The organism is Chryseobacterium jejuense (assembly GCF_017877355.1).
Lineage (GTDB): Bacteria > Bacteroidota > Bacteroidia > Flavobacteriales > Weeksellaceae > Chryseobacterium > Chryseobacterium jejuense_A.
Genome location: NZ_JAGIPR010000007.1, coordinates 164,690 through 184,665, shown reverse-complemented (window position 1 = coordinate 184,665; position 19,976 = coordinate 164,690). Strand labels below are relative to the sequence as shown.

17 protein-coding genes are annotated in these 19,976 nt (G+C 34.9%); 7 read left to right on the top strand and 10 right to left on the bottom strand.

All coding sequences use genetic code 11. The features are described 5' to 3' along the window. The first annotated feature begins 98 nt into the window (after positions 1-98). The 4 genes from J2772_RS15920 to J2772_RS15905 all read left to right on the top strand — a co-directional run bounded on the left by J2772_RS15920 (position 99) and on the right by J2772_RS15905 (position 6,030). Positions 99-587 (top strand): BON domain-containing protein, encoded by a 489-nt coding sequence (locus tag J2772_RS15920; RefSeq protein WP_209918382.1) that lies wholly within the window; start codon positions 99-101, stop codon positions 585-587. A gap of 10 nt (positions 588-597) precedes the next feature. Further along, complete coding sequence (locus J2772_RS15915) at positions 598-1,017, top strand: SH3 domain-containing protein (protein WP_209918380.1); 420 nt, start codon at positions 598-600, stop codon at positions 1,015-1,017. Positions 1,018-1,094: 77 nt separating this feature from the next. Beyond that, positions 1,095-3,803, top strand: coding sequence for a TonB-dependent receptor (locus J2772_RS15910; protein ID WP_209918379.1), 2,709 nt, complete (start codon positions 1,095-1,097; stop codon positions 3,801-3,803). A gap of 367 nt (positions 3,804-4,170) precedes the next feature. Beyond that, the gene (locus J2772_RS15905; protein ID WP_209918377.1) at positions 4,171-6,030 is read left to right on the top strand and encodes a CocE/NonD family hydrolase; all 1,860 of its coding nucleotides are present in this window, start codon (positions 4,171-4,173) and stop codon (positions 6,028-6,030) included. A gap of 154 nt (positions 6,031-6,184) precedes the next feature. Here the strand turns inward: J2772_RS15905 and J2772_RS15900 are convergent, their stop codons facing one another. The 3 genes from J2772_RS15900 to speB all read right to left on the bottom strand — a co-directional run bounded on the left by J2772_RS15900 (position 6,185) and on the right by speB (position 8,877). Next, on the bottom strand, positions 6,185-6,796 hold the full coding sequence (locus J2772_RS15900) for an alpha-ketoglutarate-dependent dioxygenase AlkB family protein (RefSeq protein WP_209918375.1): 612 nt from the start codon (positions 6,794-6,796) through the stop codon (positions 6,185-6,187). A gap of 308 nt (positions 6,797-7,104) precedes the next feature. After that, on the bottom strand, positions 7,105-7,947 hold the full coding sequence (locus J2772_RS15895) for a bifunctional helix-turn-helix domain-containing protein/methylated-DNA--[protein]-cysteine S-methyltransferase (protein WP_209918373.1): 843 nt from the start codon (positions 7,945-7,947) through the stop codon (positions 7,105-7,107). Positions 7,948-8,016: 69 nt separating this feature from the next. Beyond that, on the bottom strand, positions 8,017-8,877 hold the full coding sequence (gene speB, locus J2772_RS15890; RefSeq protein WP_068944350.1) for an agmatinase: 861 nt from the start codon (positions 8,875-8,877) through the stop codon (positions 8,017-8,019). Between the two features lie 411 nt (positions 8,878-9,288). Here speB and J2772_RS15885 point away from each other — a divergent pair, with 411 nt between their 5' ends. Beyond that, positions 9,289-9,948 carry an HAD family hydrolase gene (locus J2772_RS15885; protein ID WP_209918371.1) on the top strand — a complete coding sequence of 220 codons (660 nt, stop codon included), beginning with the start codon at positions 9,289-9,291 and terminating at the stop codon, positions 9,946-9,948. Between the two features lie 98 nt (positions 9,949-10,046). Here the strand turns inward: J2772_RS15885 and J2772_RS15880 are convergent, their stop codons facing one another. The 6 genes from J2772_RS15880 to J2772_RS15855 all read right to left on the bottom strand — a co-directional run bounded on the left by J2772_RS15880 (position 10,047) and on the right by J2772_RS15855 (position 17,306). After that, positions 10,047-11,441 carry a decarboxylase gene (locus J2772_RS15880; RefSeq protein WP_045500193.1) on the bottom strand — a complete coding sequence of 465 codons (1,395 nt, stop codon included), beginning with the start codon at positions 11,439-11,441 and terminating at the stop codon, positions 10,047-10,049. Positions 11,442-11,563: 122 nt separating this feature from the next. Beyond that, positions 11,564-12,439, bottom strand: a complete 876-nt coding sequence (locus J2772_RS15875) for a tyrosine-protein phosphatase (RefSeq protein WP_209918362.1) — start codon at positions 12,437-12,439, stop codon at positions 11,564-11,566. A 134-nt stretch (positions 12,440-12,573) separates the two neighbouring features. Continuing rightward, positions 12,574-13,221 carry a thiamine diphosphokinase gene (locus J2772_RS15870; protein WP_209918360.1) on the bottom strand — a complete coding sequence of 216 codons (648 nt, stop codon included), beginning with the start codon at positions 13,219-13,221 and terminating at the stop codon, positions 12,574-12,576. Then, positions 13,211-13,780, bottom strand: coding sequence for a cob(I)yrinic acid a,c-diamide adenosyltransferase (locus tag J2772_RS15865; RefSeq protein WP_209918358.1), 570 nt, complete (start codon positions 13,778-13,780; stop codon positions 13,211-13,213). The genes J2772_RS15870 and J2772_RS15865 overlap by 11 nt, the downstream gene beginning before the upstream one ends. Positions 13,781-13,975: 195 nt before the next feature. Then, on the bottom strand, positions 13,976-16,396 hold the full coding sequence (locus J2772_RS15860) for a TonB-dependent receptor plug domain-containing protein (RefSeq protein ID WP_209918356.1): 2,421 nt from the start codon (positions 16,394-16,396) through the stop codon (positions 13,976-13,978). Between the two features lie 325 nt (positions 16,397-16,721). After that, on the bottom strand, positions 16,722-17,306 hold the full coding sequence (locus tag J2772_RS15855; protein WP_209918354.1) for a hypothetical protein: 585 nt from the start codon (positions 17,304-17,306) through the stop codon (positions 16,722-16,724). A gap of 177 nt (positions 17,307-17,483) precedes the next feature. On the opposite strand from J2772_RS15855, the gene J2772_RS15850 reads away from it, so the two are divergent. Next, the gene (locus J2772_RS15850) at positions 17,484-17,975 is read left to right on the top strand and encodes a DinB family protein (protein WP_209918352.1); all 492 of its coding nucleotides are present in this window, start codon (positions 17,484-17,486) and stop codon (positions 17,973-17,975) included. Positions 17,976-18,052: 77 nt separating this feature from the next. Here J2772_RS15850 and J2772_RS15845 read toward each other — a convergent pair whose 3' ends face one another. Next, complete coding sequence (locus tag J2772_RS15845; protein ID WP_209918350.1) at positions 18,053-19,009, bottom strand: helix-turn-helix transcriptional regulator; 957 nt, start codon at positions 19,007-19,009, stop codon at positions 18,053-18,055. A 96-nt stretch (positions 19,010-19,105) separates the two neighbouring features. On the opposite strand from J2772_RS15845, the gene J2772_RS15840 reads away from it, so the two are divergent. Then, complete coding sequence (locus tag J2772_RS15840) at positions 19,106-19,678, top strand: Crp/Fnr family transcriptional regulator (protein WP_209918349.1); 573 nt, start codon at positions 19,106-19,108, stop codon at positions 19,676-19,678. Positions 19,679-19,976 lie beyond the last annotated feature (298 nt).

Sequence of the window (19,976 nt, the reverse complement as noted above, 5' to 3'; positions counted from 1 at the left end):
TTGTAAAAAATTAAAGAAACATTTATTGAATTTTTATTCTTTTGGTACAAATTTTATTATTACATTTGATTGTATAACAACATTAATAAATATACAATATGAAAAAAACTATCGCAATGGCTGCATTAGCTGTAGCTGTATCTTTCGGGGCAGTTTCTTGTAAGAAAAAAGTTTCTGATGCCGATCTTCAGACTCAGGCTACAACTGTAGTAACTTCTAATCCCAATGCTTCTGTTGAAGTAAAAGAAGGTGTGGCACACTTAAGCGGAACTTTCGCAGATCAACAATCTAAGGATGCTATGATTGCACAATTAAAAGCAATTAAAGGAGTAAAAGACGTAATGGATATGTCTAAAGTAGAAGTAACTCCAGCTCCGGCACCTGTTGAAACTAAATCAGCTGTAGATCCTGCTATTCAGAAAAAAGTTCAGGATGCAGTAAAAGATTTCCCAACAGTAAAAGTAGAAGTTATTAATGACGAACTTACCCTTACAGGGAATGTTTCTAAAGAGCAGGCTAAAAAAATCAAGCAGTCTGTGGATGCTTTAAAAGTTGGTAAAGTTAAATTTAACTACACAGTAAAATAATTAAATTAAGATGAGTACATTACAAGATAAATATTCAAGCGTAGTTTCAGCAGCTCAGTCTGCTGGGATTTCAAACCTACAGGTTCAGGAGCAGGACGGAATTTTATATGTTTCCGGAAATGCTTCCAATACAGCTGCAAAAGATGCAGTTTGGAATGCTTTAGGAGCTATTGATTCTACTTATTCTGCTTCAGATATCAATATCGATGTACAGGTTGCAGGTCTTACTTCAGGTGCTTCTCTTACTGTAGCTACAGAAGAGTCTAATCTGAACATCAGACAGGAGCCTTCCACTGAAGCTGCTGTAGTAGGAAAAGCTGCCAAAGGTTCTGCTGTAACTTTAATTGAGCAAACTTCTGACGACTGGTGGAAAGTAAAAACTGCTGACGGTCAGGAAGGATATGCTTATTCAAGATATTTAAGAGCATAAAAAATATTTTTTGAAATATTCACAAGGAACATCCCTATATTGGGATGTTTTTTTATTTTTACGTTTTGGAAAGCTCAATGAAGAAAATCTTATTATTCGTGTTTTTGGTATGCAACTTCCTGATTGTATATGGCCAAAGACTCCATATTGATGGAAAAGTATCTGATCCGGAAAAAAAGCCAGTAGAAAATGCAACCATCTATCTGCTGAAGGCAAAAGATTCCACCATTATCAATTATACAGCAACCAATAAAGAAGGTAAATTTTCATTACAAACTGATGAGATAAAAGAACCTTCCTTCCTAAAAATTGATACCGAAAAACTATCATATTCAAAGGCACTTGATAAAATTCTGCAGTCACTATCTCTTGGCGATATAGAGCTTGAAAAAAAGAAAGTTATTGACATTGATGAGGTGAAAATTACCGTTTCTCCAGTGAAAGTAAAAAATGATACCATAGAATTCAATGCTTCTGCTCTTAAAGTACGCCCGGACAGTCAAATTGATGAGCTTTTGAAGCAGATTCCGGGAGTAGAGATTGGTAATGACGGGAAAATTACAGTCAATGGAAAAAATGTAGACCAAATTATGGTCAACGGAAAACCTTTCTTCGATAAGGAAGGAAAGACAGCACTACAAAATCTTCCCGCAGATATTATTAAAAATATCCAGTTTACCACTACAAAGACTAAAGAGGAGGAATTAACCAAAAGACCTGCAAAATCTCAAAATACTACCATTAATTTTAATATTGATGAAAAGAAAAACAAAGGCCTTATTTCAAAAATTCTAGCCGGATATGGTTCTGATAAACGGTATGAAGGAAATGTATTCTTAAATTATTTTAAAGGAGATACCAAAATCAGTATTTTGGCCTCCGCCAATAATATCAACTCAAAAAGCAGCTCAGGAGATCAGATTTTTGATACAATGGGACGAGGCAGTGCAGGTCAGCAAGGAGGCGGCATTCAAAAATTCAGCAGCTTTGGTTTGAATTACAATGATAAACTTGGAAATGATGCTAACCTTGACAACCTCAGCCTCCAATATACAGATTCTAACAATGAGACCCGTTCCAAAGCATCAAAGACTACACTTCTTCCGGATTCTACCTTAAAAACAGATTCTGAGAGTAGTAACGAAAATGAATCAAGGCAATATAATTTCAACAGTTCAATAGGTATAAAACTGGATTCATTGACCAATATTTACATAGCGCCTTCATTTTCAAAATCAGAAACATTCGGTTCAGGGCAATCCGTATCTTCAACTTTAAAGGATGATAAACTTTTGAATGAAAGTAAAAATATTACTCAAACCAAAGGAGAATCTAATACTTTCAGTCCCAATATTAATTTTTTCAGAAACTTTAAGAAAAAGAACAGATCGTTCATGGCCATGGCCAATACTTCCATTACAGAATCTAATAATGATAACATCAATCAGTCTCTGAATTCCTTTTATAAGGACTCCGGTATAACTACTGATAACCGTAATCAGTTACAGAAAACCCGTTTCCAGGATAATAATTACAGCTTTATGGCCCGATATACGGAACCCATCTCAGATTCTGCAACAATCGGCATCACTCTGCAATACAGCTCAAAATTAACCAGAGATATCAGAGATTTTAATGACTTTGATCCTGTTACAGGACAGTATTCTCAATACAACACCCGTCTTTCCAATAGTATGGATCAAAGAATGAATCAGTTTACACCTGAGTTATCCTATTATCTTTATAAAAAGAAATTCGGCCTATGGGCTACCATAAATGCTGATATTTCGGATATGAATGTCAATTCAGTTTTTAACGGGCAGCTGTATAACCTTCAGAAAAATTTTCTTCTTCCAAAGTATTCAACCAATTTCCGATATTCTTTTACAGACCATCAGTCATTGATTTTATCCAACTCTTCCAGTTTCACCATTCCTGATCCCGGAAAATTGATTCCTTATAAGGATGAATCCAATCCTTTAATTACCAATACCGGAAATCCTGATCTTAAAAATACATGGATCAATGAAACTAACCTTACTTTCAACAGTTATAACATGGTTAAGAATTTAAACTACCATGTTACAGCTGGGTTTACCTATAGAAATAATGATGTTATCAATTATTCCAAATATGACAATTCCGGAAGACAGATCATCACCTACCGCAATATAAGCGGAAATAAGAATTTCAATTTCAATATGGGCTTAACTAAAACATTTAAATGGAATGACCATAAGCTTAGAATTGCTCCAAGGTTTAGTATGAATTATACCTATAATAATGGATTTATCAATGGGGAAGCATTTAAAAGCAGAGCCTACAACTTTAATCCGGGGCTTAATCTGAATTACGAAATCAAAGATATATTTACCATAAAACCATCTTATAGTCTTGGGTACAGCTTTTCCGATTATACCAACTATAATGTTAACAGCGTAAATACCACTACCCAGTCTCTAAAGGTTGAACTGACTAATTATCTGTTCCAAAAGGCATTCTTCATTGGAAATGATTTTTCTTATAACACCAATTCGAATATTGCTCCCGGATTTAAAAAAGATTTCTATTTCTGGAATGCCAGTCTGGGATATTCGTTCTACAAAAAACAGCTGACCGCAAAAATAAAGGTCTATGATGTATTGAATCAAAATCAAAGCGTAAAAAGAACCATTACAGATTCTTATTTTGAAGACCGTGAAGATCTGATTCTTAAACGATACATCATGTTTTCCCTTAGTATGAAGCTGAATAAATTTGCTGGTAAAAAAACGAAAAAGAAATAAACACTTTTATATATTTTAATAAATGACCGGAAATTTTCCGGCTTTTTAATACCATTTTTTAACCATAAGAGTCCCAAAAGTTTTAAACGCCTAAATTATTTTAAGTAGCTACTAACTGTTTGAGAAGTACACAAAAGTTTTTTTAAAAATCTCCGATTTCCACCAATATTCAAGTTGAAAGACTGCACATCCCAAGCGTAGGGGTGGCAAAAATTCCTTGAATTTTTGCCGGGATGGGTCTATAATCCTTCTATAAATTCCATAATCAGCAGTAAAAAATCAAAACAAATACACTTTTAAAGGAAGATTAATTTGAGAAAATACCATAAAAGTATTTTTATTTCTAAATTAGTCACAAATTTTACTTATGAAGACCCATATTTCACTTGTATTCATTCTTCTTTTCATTCTTGGAAAGGCTCAGAATACGGAACAAAAAGACAATTTCGTTAAAGATAATTTCACCAAGAAGGAATTTTATATTCCTATGCGTGATGGAGTAAAGCTTTTCACAGCTGTTTATATTCCTAAGGATATTTCAAACAAGAACAAATATCCGTTTCTGATGCAGAGAACCTGCTACAGCATTGCTCCTTATGGTGAAAATGAATATAAAACCAAAGTGGGTCCTAACACTTACCTGATGAAAGACAAATATATTTTTGTTTACCAGGATGTCCGTGGAAGATATATGAGTGAAGGAACTTTCACCAATATGACTCCGCAGGTAGAACGTAAAACTAAAAAAGATGTTGACGAAAGTACAGATACCTATGATACCATCGACTGGCTTTTGAAAAATGTTAAAGATAATAATGGTAAAGTAGGACAATTCGGAACTTCTTATCCCGGATTTTATACGGCTGTAGGAACATTAGCGCAGCATCCGGCATTGGTTGCTTCTTCTCCACAAGCTCCTATTTCTGATTTCTGGAACGATGATTTCCTTCACAACGGAAGATTTATGCTGGGATATTTCAGAACATTTCCTGTTTTTGGAGTTCAGAAGACAAAACCTGAACAGAAAGCATGGTACATGGATTCCTTCATTAAACAAACTTCTGAAGATGGTTTAAAATTCTACAGAGACATGGGAACTCTGAAAGATGGCTATGAGAAGTACTATAAAGATAATTTTTTCATGACGGAAATTATGAATCATACCAATTATGATGAATTCTGGCAAAAAAGAGGACTTCTTCCTCATCTGAAAAATATCAACCACGCCGTAATGACTGTTGGTGGCTGGTTTGATTCGGAAGATCTTGCAGGACCATTAAATATCTACAAAACAATTGAGAAGACAAGTCCAAAGGCTAAAAATACCATTGTAATGGGACCTTTCTCTCATGGTGGATGGTCTCAGGAACAAGGTAAGCATTTCCACAGTGAAACTTATTTCGGAGACAGCATTGCCACATATTACCAGAAAAATGTAGAAACAAAGTTCTTCAGCCATTATCTGAAAGGTAACACCAAAGAAGATGCAGGACTTCCGGAAGCTTTGATGTATGATACCGGAGCTAAAGAATGGAAAGAATTTGCATCTTATCCACCTAAAAATGCTCAAAAAGTAAATTTCTATCTTTCTGATAAAACGTTAAAAAAGACTGCAGGACAAGGATATTCAGAATATTATAGCGACCCGAATAATCCGGTGCTAAGTTCTGACCATTTAAAAGATTTTAATGGATTTACTCCTAAAAATTATATGTCAGAAGACCAAAGATTTGCGGTTGGAAGACCTGATGTATTAACGTTTACAACAGATGTATTGACGGATGATATCACTTTCGCCGGAGAAATTATGGCAAAACTGAATATCTCCTCTTCTTCCACCGATGCTGATTTTGCTGTAAAACTAATTGATGTTTATCCTGAGGATTTTAAACCGGCTGAAAAGAAAGACGGTGTAATCTACGGAAACTACCACCAGATGGTAAGAAGCGAAATTATGCCTGCAAGATTCAGAAATACTAAAGAAAAAGGAGAAGCCTTAGTTCCTGACCAGAAAACAGCAGTCAACTTCAGACTTCAGGATGTAGTTCATACCTTCAAAAAAGGGCATAAAATACAAATTCAGATCAGCAGTACGTGGTTCCCGCTTTTTGTGTTGAATCCTCAGAAATTTATGGATAATCCAAATTTTGCTTCCAAGGAAGATTACACCAAAGCATTTATTAAATTATATGGTGACAGTTCTATTGAAGCTGAAATCTTGAAATAAATTGAAAACGCTGTTCCTCTGAACAGCGTTTTTTTTTGGGAATTTCTCTAGTAGATTGAGCTGATTTTACAGATGACTGAACTAAAAAGTAAATTGATGTCCCACAGATTGCTCAGATCTTCACAGATGATTGCGTTAGAATCTGCGTGAGTTTTTATTCTTCAATGGTTCTGAAAGTAAGGTTTACTCTTGGGGTAGTCACTTTTGTTGTGGGGGGAAGTCTGTGAAGCCAATTATCCTGGGTAGTTCCTTTCATAATCAGTAAGCTTCCGTTTTCCAGAAATATTTCAACCTTTTCTTTAGTTGTTTTGTGCTTAAATAAAAACTTTCTTTCTGCTCCGAAAGTTAGAGAAGCGATAGCTCCGTGTTTTTTCAGATCTGTTTCTCCATCGCTGTGATAAGCCATTCCCTCACTTCCGTCATGATATAAATTGAGTAGGCATGAATTATAGGTTTCTCCTGAAACTTCCTCACATTTTTGTTTTAATTTCAGCAGTTCAGGAGTCCAAAGTTTTGCATATTTTGTTCTGTTGGAATAGGTATATTCAAATGCTTTTTCTCCGAACCAGGCTACTTTTCTTTTGGTTAAAATTAACTTTCCGAAGACCACTGCCTCGTCATGCTGCCATGGAATCTGATTGAAAAGATAATCGTAGTAAGTATCAGCCTCCTCTTTTGAGAAAACTTTTCCATAATACAGAACGGTTCCATCTTTTGGAAGAAGACTTAGTAGATAATCCGGTGTTTCATCGAACAGGCTGAGCATTGTTTTTTGTTTTGGTAATACAAATTACGTAATGTTTTTGGAAAGGAGTTGTAGTTTACTTTGTAAAACCACCCCGTCAAAAATTCTTTGAATTTTTGCCACCCCTCCAGCGGAGGGGAATGTTTCCTCCTTCAACTGAAATATTGGAAAAAATTGGAGATTTTCAGAAAACTTAAGTGTACTTCTCAAGCAGTTAGTAGTCACTTAAAAATAACTTAAGTGTTCAAAAACTTTTGTGACTTTTGACTTCGCCGAAATAACATTCATAGACTAACAGGAGATAATCTTCGATTTGTGGTTAAAAATACTTAAGAGTAAAGCTGTGAACTTTCCCAGCCCACAATCATCTGCTTTCTATCACTTCCCCATCGGTAACCGCCAAGATGTCCTGTAGATTGAATCACACGATGACAAGGGATAAGAAATGCAACAGGATTACTTCCTATAGCTGTACCCACAGCTCTTGAAGCTTTAGGGTTTCCTATTTTTTCAGCAAGGTTGCCATAAGTAGACAGTTTTCCCATAGGAATAGTCAATAGACTTTCCCAAACCTTTAACTGGAAATCGGTACCTTTTAAATGAAGTTTGATGGTGTTGAGCTTTGTCCAGTCTTTATCAAATATAGACAAAGCATTCTTCTGAAGCACGTCCTGCTTTTCAAAAAAAGAAGCATTAGGAAATTTATGCTGTAAATTCCCTAATGCTGTTTCTTTATCGTTTTCAAAAGCCATATAGCAGATTCCTTTTTCTGTAGAAGCTACCAGGATATTTCCAAATGGACTTTCAGAAAAACTATAATTGATGACAAGACTTTTTCCGCCGTTTTTATATTCAGCCGGAGACATTCCTTCTATTTTTACAAACAGATCATGCAATCTGCTGGTACTGGAAAGCCCCGTTTCATAAGCGGTATCAAAAATACTTGCCTTTTCTTCCTTTAATAAATTTTTAGCATGTTCAAGACTAATGAACTGTAAAAATTTTTTCGGACTTGTTCCTGCCCAATCGGTGAAAATCTTCTGAAAATGGGCCGGACTTAAGTGAATATTCTCTGCCACTTCCTCCAAACTTGGCTGAAGCCTGAAATTGCTCTGGATATACTCTATCGCTTTAGCAATTCTGTTGTAATCTATTTGACTTTGTGTGGACATTTTACTTTGTTTTTACCTCACAAATTTCCTAAGAATATACGGCAGAAAAAATCCGATTCTTGCGGAATATTAGTTATCGTTGTTATAAATATCGTTATAAGCAAGCATTTTATAATATAACTTAGCGGCAAGGAAAGCTGTTGGCTTAGCCATTGGAGAATCCATTAATTCTACAATATCAAATGCTACTACGTTACATTTTTCAAATACTTTTCTTAATAATTCCAATGTTGGGTACCATTGTAATCCACCCGGCTCAGGAGTTCCTGTAGATGGAGCAATAGAAGGATCAAAAGCGTCAAGGTCAATCGTAATATAAACATTCCCTGATACTTTTTCCAATACATCATTCACCCAGTTCTCATTGTTAGCAATCTCATGAGCAAAGAATACTCTTCCTTCCGGTAAATATTGAGCTTCTTCAGCATCCATAGAACGGATTCCCACCTGAACTAAGTTATGCTTCTGGTTAGCTTCAAACACTGCACAAGCGTGGTTAGAAGTAGAACCATGAAACTCAGGACGTAAGTCTGTGTGAGCATCCAGTTGAAGAACAGTAAGGTTTTCAAATTTCTCACCTACTGCACGGATAGAACCGATAGAAACAGAGTGCTCACCACCAAATAACGTAAATACTTTTCCTTCATTGTTCAACAGCTCTTTTGTTTTTTGGTAAACAGCTTCTGTCATTGCTTCAGGAGTTGAATTTTCAGAAACTTCTCCAGCTAGATACACTCCCTGAAGGTAAGGTTCAGTTTGAGTTTCAATGTCATAAAGTTCCATGTTTTCAGAAGCGTCTAGGAATAATTCAGGACCTTTATCAGCTCCTTTTCCCCATGTTGAAGTTCCATCATAAGGAACTGTTACCAACATTACTTTTGAATTCTCCAACGTTGCGTTTTCCTCTGGAATTCCTGCGTATGTTCTCATGCTTTATTTAAAAATTTTAATGTTGTTTGTACTTGGTGACAAAGATACGAAGAGTTTACGAGTTGGAGAGAAAGAGTATTGAGAGTTTGTGAATGAGGGCTTATGACTAAACCTGAACTCAGGATAAATGTTCAGCAAGGAAGATAGAGGCGGGAAATGGGAAGTTATGGAAGCCTTAAAAAGACCTTCAACTCATTTTGATCAACACCTTTCAAAAATATTATCATACCTATATAGAAACTTCGTCAATACTAACTTCCAGCCTCCAGCTTCCCTCTTCCACATCATTGCACTCTATTTCTTATTTAAAACTCAGATTCGTTAAGCACTGATATTATAATTTATATCCCATATTTCCCATTAACTTTCCCCTTTCAACTCAATTTCCTATTTTTGTGAGAAACTTAGAATATGTCTTTAAAAGCTGTTCTTTTCGATATGGATGGGGTAATTGTAGACACAGAACCATTGCATAGAAAAGCCTATTTCAAAACATTTGATGAATTGGAAATTGCAGTTTCCGAAGATTTATATACTTCTTTTACAGGAGCTTCAACCAAAAGGGTTTGCGAAACCCTAATCAGCCAATTTGATTTGTATCAAACCCATGAAGCCATTGCAGGTATCAAAAGATCTCATTTTAAAGATTATTTTTATAATGATGATGAGTTTGATCTGATTCCCGGAGTAAGAAGCCTTATTCAACATTACCATGAAAATGGCATCAAGCTTATTTTAGCTTCTTCTGCCACCATGACAACCATTAATATGGTGTTTGAAAAGTTCGGATTGGAGCAATATTTTAGTGGAAAGATCAGTGGTGCAGATTTAAAGGAATCTAAACCTCATCCCGAAGTTTTCCTTCTGGCCGCAGAAATGGCAGGTGAACCTGTTGAAAACTGTATGGTGATTGAAGATTCTACGAATGGTATTCTGGCTGCCCACAGAGCTAAGATATTCTGTGCTGCTTACAGAAGTCCGCATTCTAAAAATCAGGATTATACATTGGCTGACACTGTAGTTTCTGATTATGAAGACCTTGAACTGGATAAAATTTCAAAATATTTTTAATTACAAAAGCTCTCAGAATCTGAGAGCTTTTGTAATTGTATATTGTTTGTCTGAGATTGCTTCGTCACTTTCGTTCCTCGCAATGACAGGTTGAGGTTTTATTTATAACCAAGAAGTCTCAATACATCTTCCGGTTCCTGTTTTTCACGGAAAATTTCATACTGCAACTCACCGTTTTCATCTTTCTGAATCAGGACGTGTCTTGGCTGAGGCATTAGACAGTGGTGTACTCCACCATATCCGCCAATAGTTTCCTGATAAGCTCCTGTATGGAAAAATCCGATATACAAAGGCTTCGTATCACTGAAAACTGGCAGGTAAATAGCATTCGTATGCTGCTCAGAGTTATAATAATCATCTGAATCACACGTCAGACCACCTAAGAATACTCTTTCATAAGTATCTTCCCACCGGTTCAGTGGAAGCATGATAAAGTGTCTTGAAATCGCCCATGTATCAGGAAGAGTCGTCATGAAAGATGAATCAATCATATTCCATTTTTCTCTGTCATTCTGGCGTTTCTGAGAGATGATTTTATAAAGGTTAGCCCCACTTTCTCCAACCGTAAAACTTCCGAATTCAGTATAGATGTTTGGTTCTTCTACTCCTTCCTCTTCACAGAATTTCTTGATCTGAGAAACAATCTCTTCTACCATATACTGGTAATCGTAATCAAAGTTCAAAGAAGTTTTGATTGGGAATCCACCACCAATGTTCAATGAATCTACTTCAGGAGCAATTTTTTTCAAACGTGCATATACACGAAGACATTTGTACAATTCGTTCCAGTAGTAAGATGTATCCTTGATCCCCGTATTGATGAAGAAGTGAAGCATTTTCAATCTTGCATTCGGGTGTTCAGCAATCTTTTGGCTGTAGTAAGGAATAATGTCTTTATATCCGATTCCTAATCTTGAGGTATAAAATTCGAACTTCGGCTCTTCTTCAGAAGCAATTCTGATTCCGATATTGAATGTAGAATCTATACTTTCTGTAAGTTTATCCAATTCACGGTAATTATCCAGAATTGGAGTAATGTTTTCAAAACCGCTGTTAATCATATCTGAAATCTTTGTCAGATAATCATCCGTTTTGAATCCATTACAGATCACTTCAATGTTTTTATCTACTTTCTCTTTTTCGTAAAGAGATTTTACAATATCCATATCATAGGCCGAAGACGTTTCTATTGAAATATCATTCTTCAAAGCCTCTTCCAATACAAAATTGAAATGACTGGATTTTGTACAATAACAGTAGGTATAACTCTTTTTATATTCAGTTTTTTCAAAAGCTTCTTTAAACCAGCTTTTGGCTTTCTGAATATTTTGAGAAATTCTCGGCAAATAGCTAATCTTTAGCGGAGTGCCAAATTGCTCAACAACGTCCATCAATGGAACATCGTGAAACAACAAATTGTTCTCAGAAACATTAAATTCCTCCGTAGGAAAATATAATGTCTGATCAATAAGTTCCGAGTATTTTATTTTCATTTCTAAACAAGTGAATTAAGAAATGCAAAATTGCTAAAAAAGTTTGATTTTTAGATGTTAAAATTATTATAATTTTAAATAATCCCCCAATATTATGGTTTATGAAAATTTACCCCTGATAATCAGTGGGTAAACTTTTGAATATATTGCACTCTTTTAGCCTCAGAAATCCCCAATACCTGCTGAATATAAGCATCTATAGAGCCATATTTTTTATTGATCTCTTCAAAAGCTGCATCAAGGTATCTTTTTTCTACCCAGCTTAGCTTTTCCAGAACGTGTAAATCCATCTTCGGATATAGGAAATGTAAGGTATTTGCTAATCGTAATCTTTTCTCTACCAAAGGCTTTCTGAAGTTGTTAGATAAGAGGTATTCATTATAGATGGTTTCTTTGTCAAACTTCAATATCGTCAGGATTAAGGCAGTAACAATTCCTGTTCTGTCTTTTCCTGCAGTACAATGATAAAGAATCGGTTTTTCTGATTCCATAATCTCCGTAATGATCGTTTTTATGGTCTCCGGATTCTCCGTAACGTATTCACGGTAGAAATCTATCATTCTTTTGTCGGCATCAGAAGCATTTACTTTTCCTTTTAAAACCAACTTTCTTGCTTGTGACAACTGGTCTCCTTCATCTTCAAAAGCAGAATATTTCTTATAGGTAATCCCATTCGGAAGTTGATCCGGATTCTGAGAAATTTCTTTTGAATTTCTTAAATCTATAACTTCTGTTATCTCTAATTGCCCAATCTTATCAAAAGATTTCTTTTTAAGCTTATGAAGATGTGCACTTCTGTAGAACATTCCTTCTTTTAAAGTTCGTCCTTCAGTATTTTTAATATTGCCTAATGCACGGAAATTGTGAACTTTTTTGATTTCAAATACTTTTTCCGTTTCATTTTTACCATATTCCGGGGTTTCAAAATGCTGTGTTTTACATGAGAAAATACAGAATAATGAAATGGTAATAATTGGTATTTTAATTAATGTATTCAATAGTTTTTTTGTTTAGCCACAAAAGTTTTTGAACACTTAAACTTTTGTGACTTTTATGGTTTAAGATTTATTTTAAGTTTTGACTAAAGCCAATGGACTTGGTTTTATTTTTATTGATAATTATCCTTTAGATATTAATAGATCGTTGGATACTCTATCTCGTTGATACCTACAAAAAACAACACATCTCCTGATTCATATTGTACAGAAACGTCATCTTCAATCGCGAAATTCCGGGTTCCTATCCTTGAGATAATACTTAAACTTCCGTTTGTTAAAGGCCAGTTAAGACCTTTAGTTGTTATATTATTCACTGATGGAAAAGGATAAAGAGAAATCATTTTATTCTTTACACCTTTCAACTTAAAATCGTTAGGAATAAAATAATATTCGGAAAACTCATCATAGAATTTAATTTTCATGCGGTCCTTGAAGGCATAAGCAACCGTCAGATTACCAAGAAAATGATCCTGTTCTCCTCCACTTCCACCAAAAACATCAACTTCTAAAAACCCTTTTTCCAAAATAATTTCCAACGCCTTATGAAAATCTGTTTTGTCCTGATCTAAAGTAAGAATAAATTTATCCTGATACATATCTTCATCTGATCCGGAATGAGAATCAAAATCACCGGAAATAAAATCCAGCTTATCTAAAGGAAAACCCATTCTTTTAAGATAGTGAAAAGCGCCGTCCGTGCAGGCAATTAAACTATAATTTTCAGGATTGGGCAAAGATTCCGGAGCATCTCCGTTGATGAAAAGTAATACTTTATCTCTCATTCGGGTTCCAGTATTCTTCCGGTTCGTTGTTCAATTTTGAGATGTATCTTGCCAATACGAAAAGATAATCTGATAATCTGTTTAAATATTTAATGAGTTCCGGACGTACTTCTTCAGCCTCATTTAAGAACACCAATGAACGTTCTGCTCTTCTGCAGATAGTTCTTGCTGCATGTAAAAATGTTGCCGGTTTTCCACCTCCGGGAAGAATAAAATACTGAAGTGGCTCCAGCTTTTCATCAAAGGTATCCATCCATTGTTCCAATTCTTCAATTTCTGTTTCTGAAATAATGATGGGAAGACGCGATTTTCCGTTTGCCAGCATCAGTTTATCTACAGGTGTAGCTGCTTCTGAGCCTACCGTGAATAAATCAAACTGAATTTTCTTCAGTTGTCTCAACACTTCTTCATTTTCAATATGACTTTTTGCAATTCCGATGAAAGAATTCAGTTCATCTATATTTCCGTAGCTATCCACTCTTGCACTGGCTTTGGAAACTCTTGTTCCGCCGTATAGTGCCGTTTGGCCTTTATCTCCTGTTTTTGTATAAATTTTCATACTACTAAAATACTTTTTTTTGTACAATGTGAAAAGGAAAATTTAGCAATAACGTCCTATTCTGCCTGAAAAAATGATTAACTGACACTAGAAATTAATGTCAGTTAATATTTGCATATGGGGGCTTTATATCTTTTGAGATGACTTTGCCTTTGTTAAGAATGACAACGCAAATGCCAACCCTTTATTTATACATTAAAAAGTATAATTAACATTTAGCTGAAAAGTTGTTCCGTTAAATCCAAACTGATTCACCTCCCAAGGATATTTGAACCTTCCTCCAAGGTCCGTTACTACATCTCCTTTGCTGTCTATTATATCCGGATAAATATTAAATAAATTATTTACGACTCCGGAAACTTTAAGGTCATTCGTGATTTTATATGTTAAAACGATGTCTGTAACTACCTTTCCAGAAAATGTCTGATCTTTGGCAGGATCAGTTGCGTGCTGCCAAGTAACAGAACCAAAGTAAGTATTATTAAGATTAAAGTTAAACTTTGAAATATCATACGAAAGACTAAGAATAGTTTTTGTTTTTGGCCTTGCAGAGGTAATTCTGGATTGTTCTTTTCTATCAAAAAAGTTTTCTGAGTAACCATTTTCAGCCAAAATAGGTGGAACTGCAATATTATCTACTATTTTAGTTTCGTTATAATTGAAAGCAGCAATAATTCCCAATCTTCCTTTACCAATAGCTGAAGTGTAATAATTAGCTACAAAATCTACTCCCTGAGTAACTGTATTTACAGCATTGGTGAAAAACTTCAAGGAGGTTATTTTATTATTGTCTAATATTACTTCCACAGGGTTTGTTGTATCCGGACTACCCGGAGCACCGGTTTTGTAACCAATATCTCCTGAGAAAAGTACTCGGTCTTTAATTTTTATTCTATAATAATCTGCTGTAACAGTAAGGTTTTTAAAAGGTTTTACGGCAAATCCTCCAGTAATGTTAAAGGCTTTTTCAGCATTTAATTTTGGTACCCCAAGATCAGATCTTACAATTGGAGAGTCATTATTAAAAGTACCCTGATTAGCTACAGTATTCCCTGTAATTTTGGTTTGAACATTGGAATAATAAATTTGGTGTAATGAAGGGGCTCGAAATCCTGTCGAAACAGATCCACGGAAAACTAATTTATCATCTAACAACTTATATCTTGCATTTCCTTTCCAGGAAACATTATTTCCAAAATCACTAAATTTTTCATACCTCATAGTTCCTCCAAGTAATAAGTTTTTTGTAATATCCCATTCAGCATTCATATAAGCTCCAATATTTTGACGATTTTTCTTGACTTCATTTTGAGGCTGCAGTCCTGGAAATGATTCTGCACCACTTCCTACATAAGATGCTTCCTCTCCTGCCGTTGCCTGATAGTTTTCATTGCGCACTTCAACACCAGCTCCTAAAACGACCGCACCAAAATCCCGGTTGATATCTATGTTTCCTATAATATTACTAAACTGATGACCACCTGCTTTAAAACGGGTTGGTGAATTTACACCCAAAGATGTATTAATGGTGTTTCCTACAACATAATCTACGGCATTAGAGCCAAAGGTTGCACTACCATCGAAACTCCATTTTCCAAACATGCCTTTCCACCCGGAGGTTAAATTATAATCATAAACATCTGTTTTAAATTCCGGCTGAAATCCATTGTAAGGCTGTCCTTTTGGAGTTAATAAACCAAAATCTGAAGCTACCCAATAGGGTGTTCTATATAAACCATAACTAGTTCCATTCCTGTAAGTGGTACCACCAAAAGCATAAAATTTGCCTGTTTCACCTGTTGGCAATTCAAAATTTACAAACATATTGGCAACTTTTGTCTCCGGCTGTCCTATAATCATTCCTAAACCAGGATTAGCTTGCGTCCAGGCATTATCCACCCCAAAAAGTTCATCTTTTGTAGTAGATCCGGCACGGTTAGTTTTATTTTGGGAAGAATATCCCAATGTAAGATTCAAGCTTCCTTTTTTTGCAACCCGGATTCCCGTATTAAAATCTGCTCCGATATTAAAGCCGTCTCCCTTTGAAGTAATACCTGAAAAAAGATTGACTGTACTTTTTCCAACGCTGTTCTTAAGAATAATATTGATCACTCCTGCAATAGCATCAGAACCATATTGTGCAGAGGCACCATCTCTCAATACTTCTACATTCTGTAAGGCGGCAGATGGAATACTTTTCAGATCTGTACCTACCTCACCTTTTCCAGGTGTATCATTTACATAAATTAAAGCACTTTGATTTTTTCTTTTACCATTCACCAAAACTAATGTTCTGGAAGGCCCTAATCCTCTTAAATCTGCTGGATCAAAGTGAGCTGTTGCATCAGAAACAGTTTGTTGTGATGAATTAAAAGATGGCACGGCATACGTCAAAGCTTTATCAAAAGTAACCTGCCCTGTGGATTTTAATTGTACTGCCGAAATATTATCAATAGGAATTGCAGAGGTAATTATGGTTCTGGGTTTGGTTCTACCCGTAGTAACCACAACTTCATCTATATTGTTTTCTTTTACAGTTTCCTGAGCATATGCCATAGTACCAGCTCCGCTTAATACTAATGCACAGATTTTTTTATTAAAGATTTTCTTTTTCATGTCAAGTATTAATAATTAAATAAATTTAGAAAAAAATTAAATACTAAGCATAAAAACTAAACAAATAATAAGAATTACATCTACTACTTCATAAAAAGTTATTAATTTACGAACAATAAAATAATTAATTTACAGAATATAAAATGGCTTATTAATGAAATACAGCAACAATTTTATAATTTATACGAAAAATAATTAGCTTAAATCACAAATAATAATAATTTTATTCTTTCTGATCAGTGATTTTAATAGGTTAAAAATTGCATCTGCTATGGCTCGCAATAACTGGTTAAAAAAATGGCCGGCAAAAGCCGGCCAATCCAAATTATTTATTTACCTCTACGTATTGTATGATGGTCTGGTTTTTGGGATTGTAGATAATAGTACTACTATGGGGAAATCTTTTCAGCTTATAATACTGAATACTTTTATCGGTTTTAATATCTTCTAGAAAGCTTGTATCAAAGGTATTATCAGGAAGAAATTTTGAAAGAAGGGTTATTTTACTGATGATGCTTTGTCCATCAATTTTTCTTGCTGTTTTATCTGATTTATCTTCATCGGAAGTAGCCTGTTTTTCTAAAAAAGGAAGCACTACTGCGATGTCTGCCTTATATTTAAAGATATATCCTTCGGTACCTGTAGGAAGTTTTATTTTTTTCCCTTTTTCTTCTGAGATCATATCTGATCCGGCATTAGGAAAAACAGTATTGAACTTCACATCCTCAGAATTAGTCAATGAATTAATAGATTCGTTCACTGTTTTTTTAACAGTCTCTTCTACCGCTTCCTGCGCTTTCTGCTGTACTTTGTCCTTAGTTTCCTGAACCGTCTGGTCTATTTTTTCTTCAATTTTATTGCATGATACTAATAAAAAAGTGGCCATAACAGGCAAAATATACTTCTTCATAATTCTAAATAATCATTTTTCTTTTTATTAATATACTTCTCTTAAACGGAAAAGTAGTCTTCAATATTTTAGCAAAGAAATAAAATATTTTTTCAGCAGCAAAAATCCTCCTGACAAACTGTTGTCATCACCTGCTCTTATCTTTGTATCAACAATAACAAACAAAAACGATACATTATGACAACTACAGCAACTGCAACCAAGCAATTCATGACTACTGAGCAATTATTAAAGGACTGGCAAGGGCACAGAAACCTGACAAGAAGAGTGATTGATGCTTTTCCTGAAAAAGAATTATTTGAATTTTCAATTGGTGGAATGAGACCTTTCTCTAAAATGGCAACAGAACTTCTCAATATTGGTGGAGTTGCCCTAAAAGGAATCGTTGACAACAATATAGAAGCATACAGTGAGGAGGGGATTAATCCAAAGACTAAAGAGGAAATCCTGAAAAAATGGGATGAAGAAACTGAGGTAATCAATCATTATTTCAGACAAATTACAGAAGAGCGTTTTCAGGAAACTTTTAATTTATTCGGACAATATGAGTTCCCGGTATATGAGAATATCCTTTATTTCATAGACAATGAAATTCACCACCGTGCACAGGGATATGTTTATTTAAGAGCTTTAGGTATTGAGCCGCCTTTCTTCTGGGAGAGATTTTAATAAAAACTATTTAATAAACCATTTCATCTATTTACCAATAAAAGTCAATCCACCTCAGCAGTTCTCTGCTGAGGTTTTTATTGATGTCTTTCCATCATTTTGACTAGAATTTCATTCATCCTTATCCGAAGGCTTTCCGGCTCCAGAATAGTGGCATAATCTGCAAAAGTGATAACCCAACGAGGAAATCCATCGTTGATCCATTCTGTTTCAAAAGTAAGCTCCATTCCCTGCTCGGTTTCTACTTCTTCTACCAAGCCATAGTATTTTTTGGAGTTTACGATATGGGCCATTATTTTCTTATCAATCAACAGTTTGGCTTTGACTTTATTTCCATGTGATTTTCTGTAATCGTTGATCTGACCGTATTCCTGTAAAAAAGGAGTTTGTGTTTTGGAAATCTGCAGAATCCTGTCTACCCTGAACTGTCTGAAATCTTTCCTCAGCGTACAGTAAGCCATGATATACCAGAAATTAAATTCAAAAAAAATCCCTACCGCTTCAATAGTTCTGTTGGTTACTCTTGAATCTACCGTTTGATATTCAATATTCAACTGTGTTTTCTCAGCAATACTTTCCAGAATTATGGGAATTACATTCTTCAGAGAATCTTCTTCTTTCTGCTGAGTGTGAAAATTAAAAACATCAATCTGTTTTTCAACATTCTGAATCAGATTTTTATCCGAATGCCTCAACACTGAACGTACCTTTTCCATGGCGGTCTGATAGTGATTCCCCAAACTTTGATGGGAAAACTTCTGCATCAGCTTTTCAGCAGTAATAAAACTCAATACCTCTTCTTTGGTAAACATCACCGGTGGAAGCTTGTACCCATCCATTAGAGAATAGCCTGTTCCTGCTTCTCCAACAATTGGAATTCCCGCATTCTCCAGCGTTTTTACATCCCGATAAATGGTTCTTACACTGACATCGAATTTTTCAGCCAGATCCTGAGCTCTTACTACAGGTTTAGACTGCAGCTGGGTAAGAATAGCTGTTACGCGGTCGAGTTTTTTTAGATAGTGATCATTCATATTGCTTTAGCAAAGCTAAAATTCTTTTTTGAGGTACAACTTATAAATATAGCAGCTTTTTCATTAATTTTATTTCTTACAAAACAGAACTTTTTTATGCGTCACACCCATTTCATCCAGACTATAGAAAAAATTTTAAAGCTGGAACAACCGGTAATAGATGGGCTTGTTTCCCACCTGGAATCCAAAACTTACAGAAAGGGAGATTTCCTTTTGAAAGCTGATGAAACCTGCAGATATTTTTACTTTATTGAAAAAGGATTAGTCAAGCTTTTCTTTGATAATGGTGATAAAGATTTTATTATGACGTTTTTTGCTGAAAATGCTTTTTTTGCTGAACTGAGTGGTTTTCTTACCGGTATGCCATCAAAATATATGATTGTTGCTTTAGAACAAACTAAAGTCCTCCGAATCCATAGAGATGTGATTATGGATTTATGTAAAAAATATCATAGTGCAGAGACACTTTTCAGTAAATTATATTCAAAAGCTCCTGTCAATATGATGGGAAGGATCAGTGAAATGCTGGAAGATGACGGAAAAAAGCGATATTATAATTTTTTGGAACAGAGACCAGACCTTATTCAACGGATCAGTCTTGGAGATCTTGCTGATTATATTGGAATCACACAGGTTTCTTTGAGCAGAATCAGGGCGCAAAAATCTTAAATAGAAAATAACTGGGAAAGGCAAATAGCTTCTAACATAGAGTTTTCTTATAAATTTTGGTGACTATATATAATTTTACACCATTGTCATTGACTACGTCGAATCTTCGATTTCTGACGAAGGAAGAATCTCATGCGTGGCTTAGATTCTTCATTTCACTTCGTTACATTCAGAATGACAGAGTCATAGTAATAAGATAACCGTATTAGTGTAAAATTGTATATAATTACCTAAATTCTTTATTTAATTTCAACGTTCTGGAGATCCAATATTCTTGTATTACATCCTCATTTCTTTT

Coding starts and splice junctions, on each gene's coding strand:
- J2772_RS15860 (WP_209918356.1), bottom strand. CDS start 16,396: ATGAAAAAGAAAATCTTTAATAAAAAAATCTGTGCATTAGTATTAAGC.
- speB (WP_068944350.1), bottom strand. CDS start 8,877: ATGAGAACATACGCAGGAATTCCAGAGGAAAACGCAACGTTGGAGAAT.
- J2772_RS15870 (WP_209918360.1), bottom strand. CDS start 13,221: ATGAGAGATAAAGTATTACTTTTCATCAACGGAGATGCTCCGGAATCT.
- J2772_RS15845 (WP_209918350.1), bottom strand. CDS start 19,009: ATGAATGATCACTATCTAAAAAAACTCGACCGCGTAACAGCTATTCTT.
- J2772_RS15865 (WP_209918358.1), bottom strand. CDS start 13,780: ATGAAAATTTATACAAAAACAGGAGATAAAGGCCAAACGGCACTATAC.
- J2772_RS15850 (WP_209918352.1), top strand. CDS start 17,484: ATGACAACTACAGCAACTGCAACCAAGCAATTCATGACTACTGAGCAA.
- J2772_RS15910 (WP_209918379.1), top strand. CDS start 1,095: ATGAAGAAAATCTTATTATTCGTGTTTTTGGTATGCAACTTCCTGATT.
- J2772_RS15895 (WP_209918373.1), bottom strand. CDS start 7,947: ATGTCCACACAAAGTCAAATAGATTACAACAGAATTGCTAAAGCGATA.
- J2772_RS15915 (WP_209918380.1), top strand. CDS start 598: ATGAGTACATTACAAGATAAATATTCAAGCGTAGTTTCAGCAGCTCAG.
- J2772_RS15900 (WP_209918375.1), bottom strand. CDS start 6,796: ATGCTCAGCCTGTTCGATGAAACACCGGATTATCTACTAAGTCTTCTT.
- J2772_RS15840 (WP_209918349.1), top strand. CDS start 19,106: ATGCGTCACACCCATTTCATCCAGACTATAGAAAAAATTTTAAAGCTG.
- J2772_RS15920 (WP_209918382.1), top strand. CDS start 99: ATGAAAAAAACTATCGCAATGGCTGCATTAGCTGTAGCTGTATCTTTC.
- J2772_RS15880 (WP_045500193.1), bottom strand. CDS start 11,441: ATGAAAATAAAATACTCGGAACTTATTGATCAGACATTATATTTTCCT.
- J2772_RS15855 (WP_209918354.1), bottom strand. CDS start 17,306: ATGAAGAAGTATATTTTGCCTGTTATGGCCACTTTTTTATTAGTATCA.
- J2772_RS15885 (WP_209918371.1), top strand. CDS start 9,289: ATGTCTTTAAAAGCTGTTCTTTTCGATATGGATGGGGTAATTGTAGAC.
- J2772_RS15905 (WP_209918377.1), top strand. CDS start 4,171: ATGAAGACCCATATTTCACTTGTATTCATTCTTCTTTTCATTCTTGGA.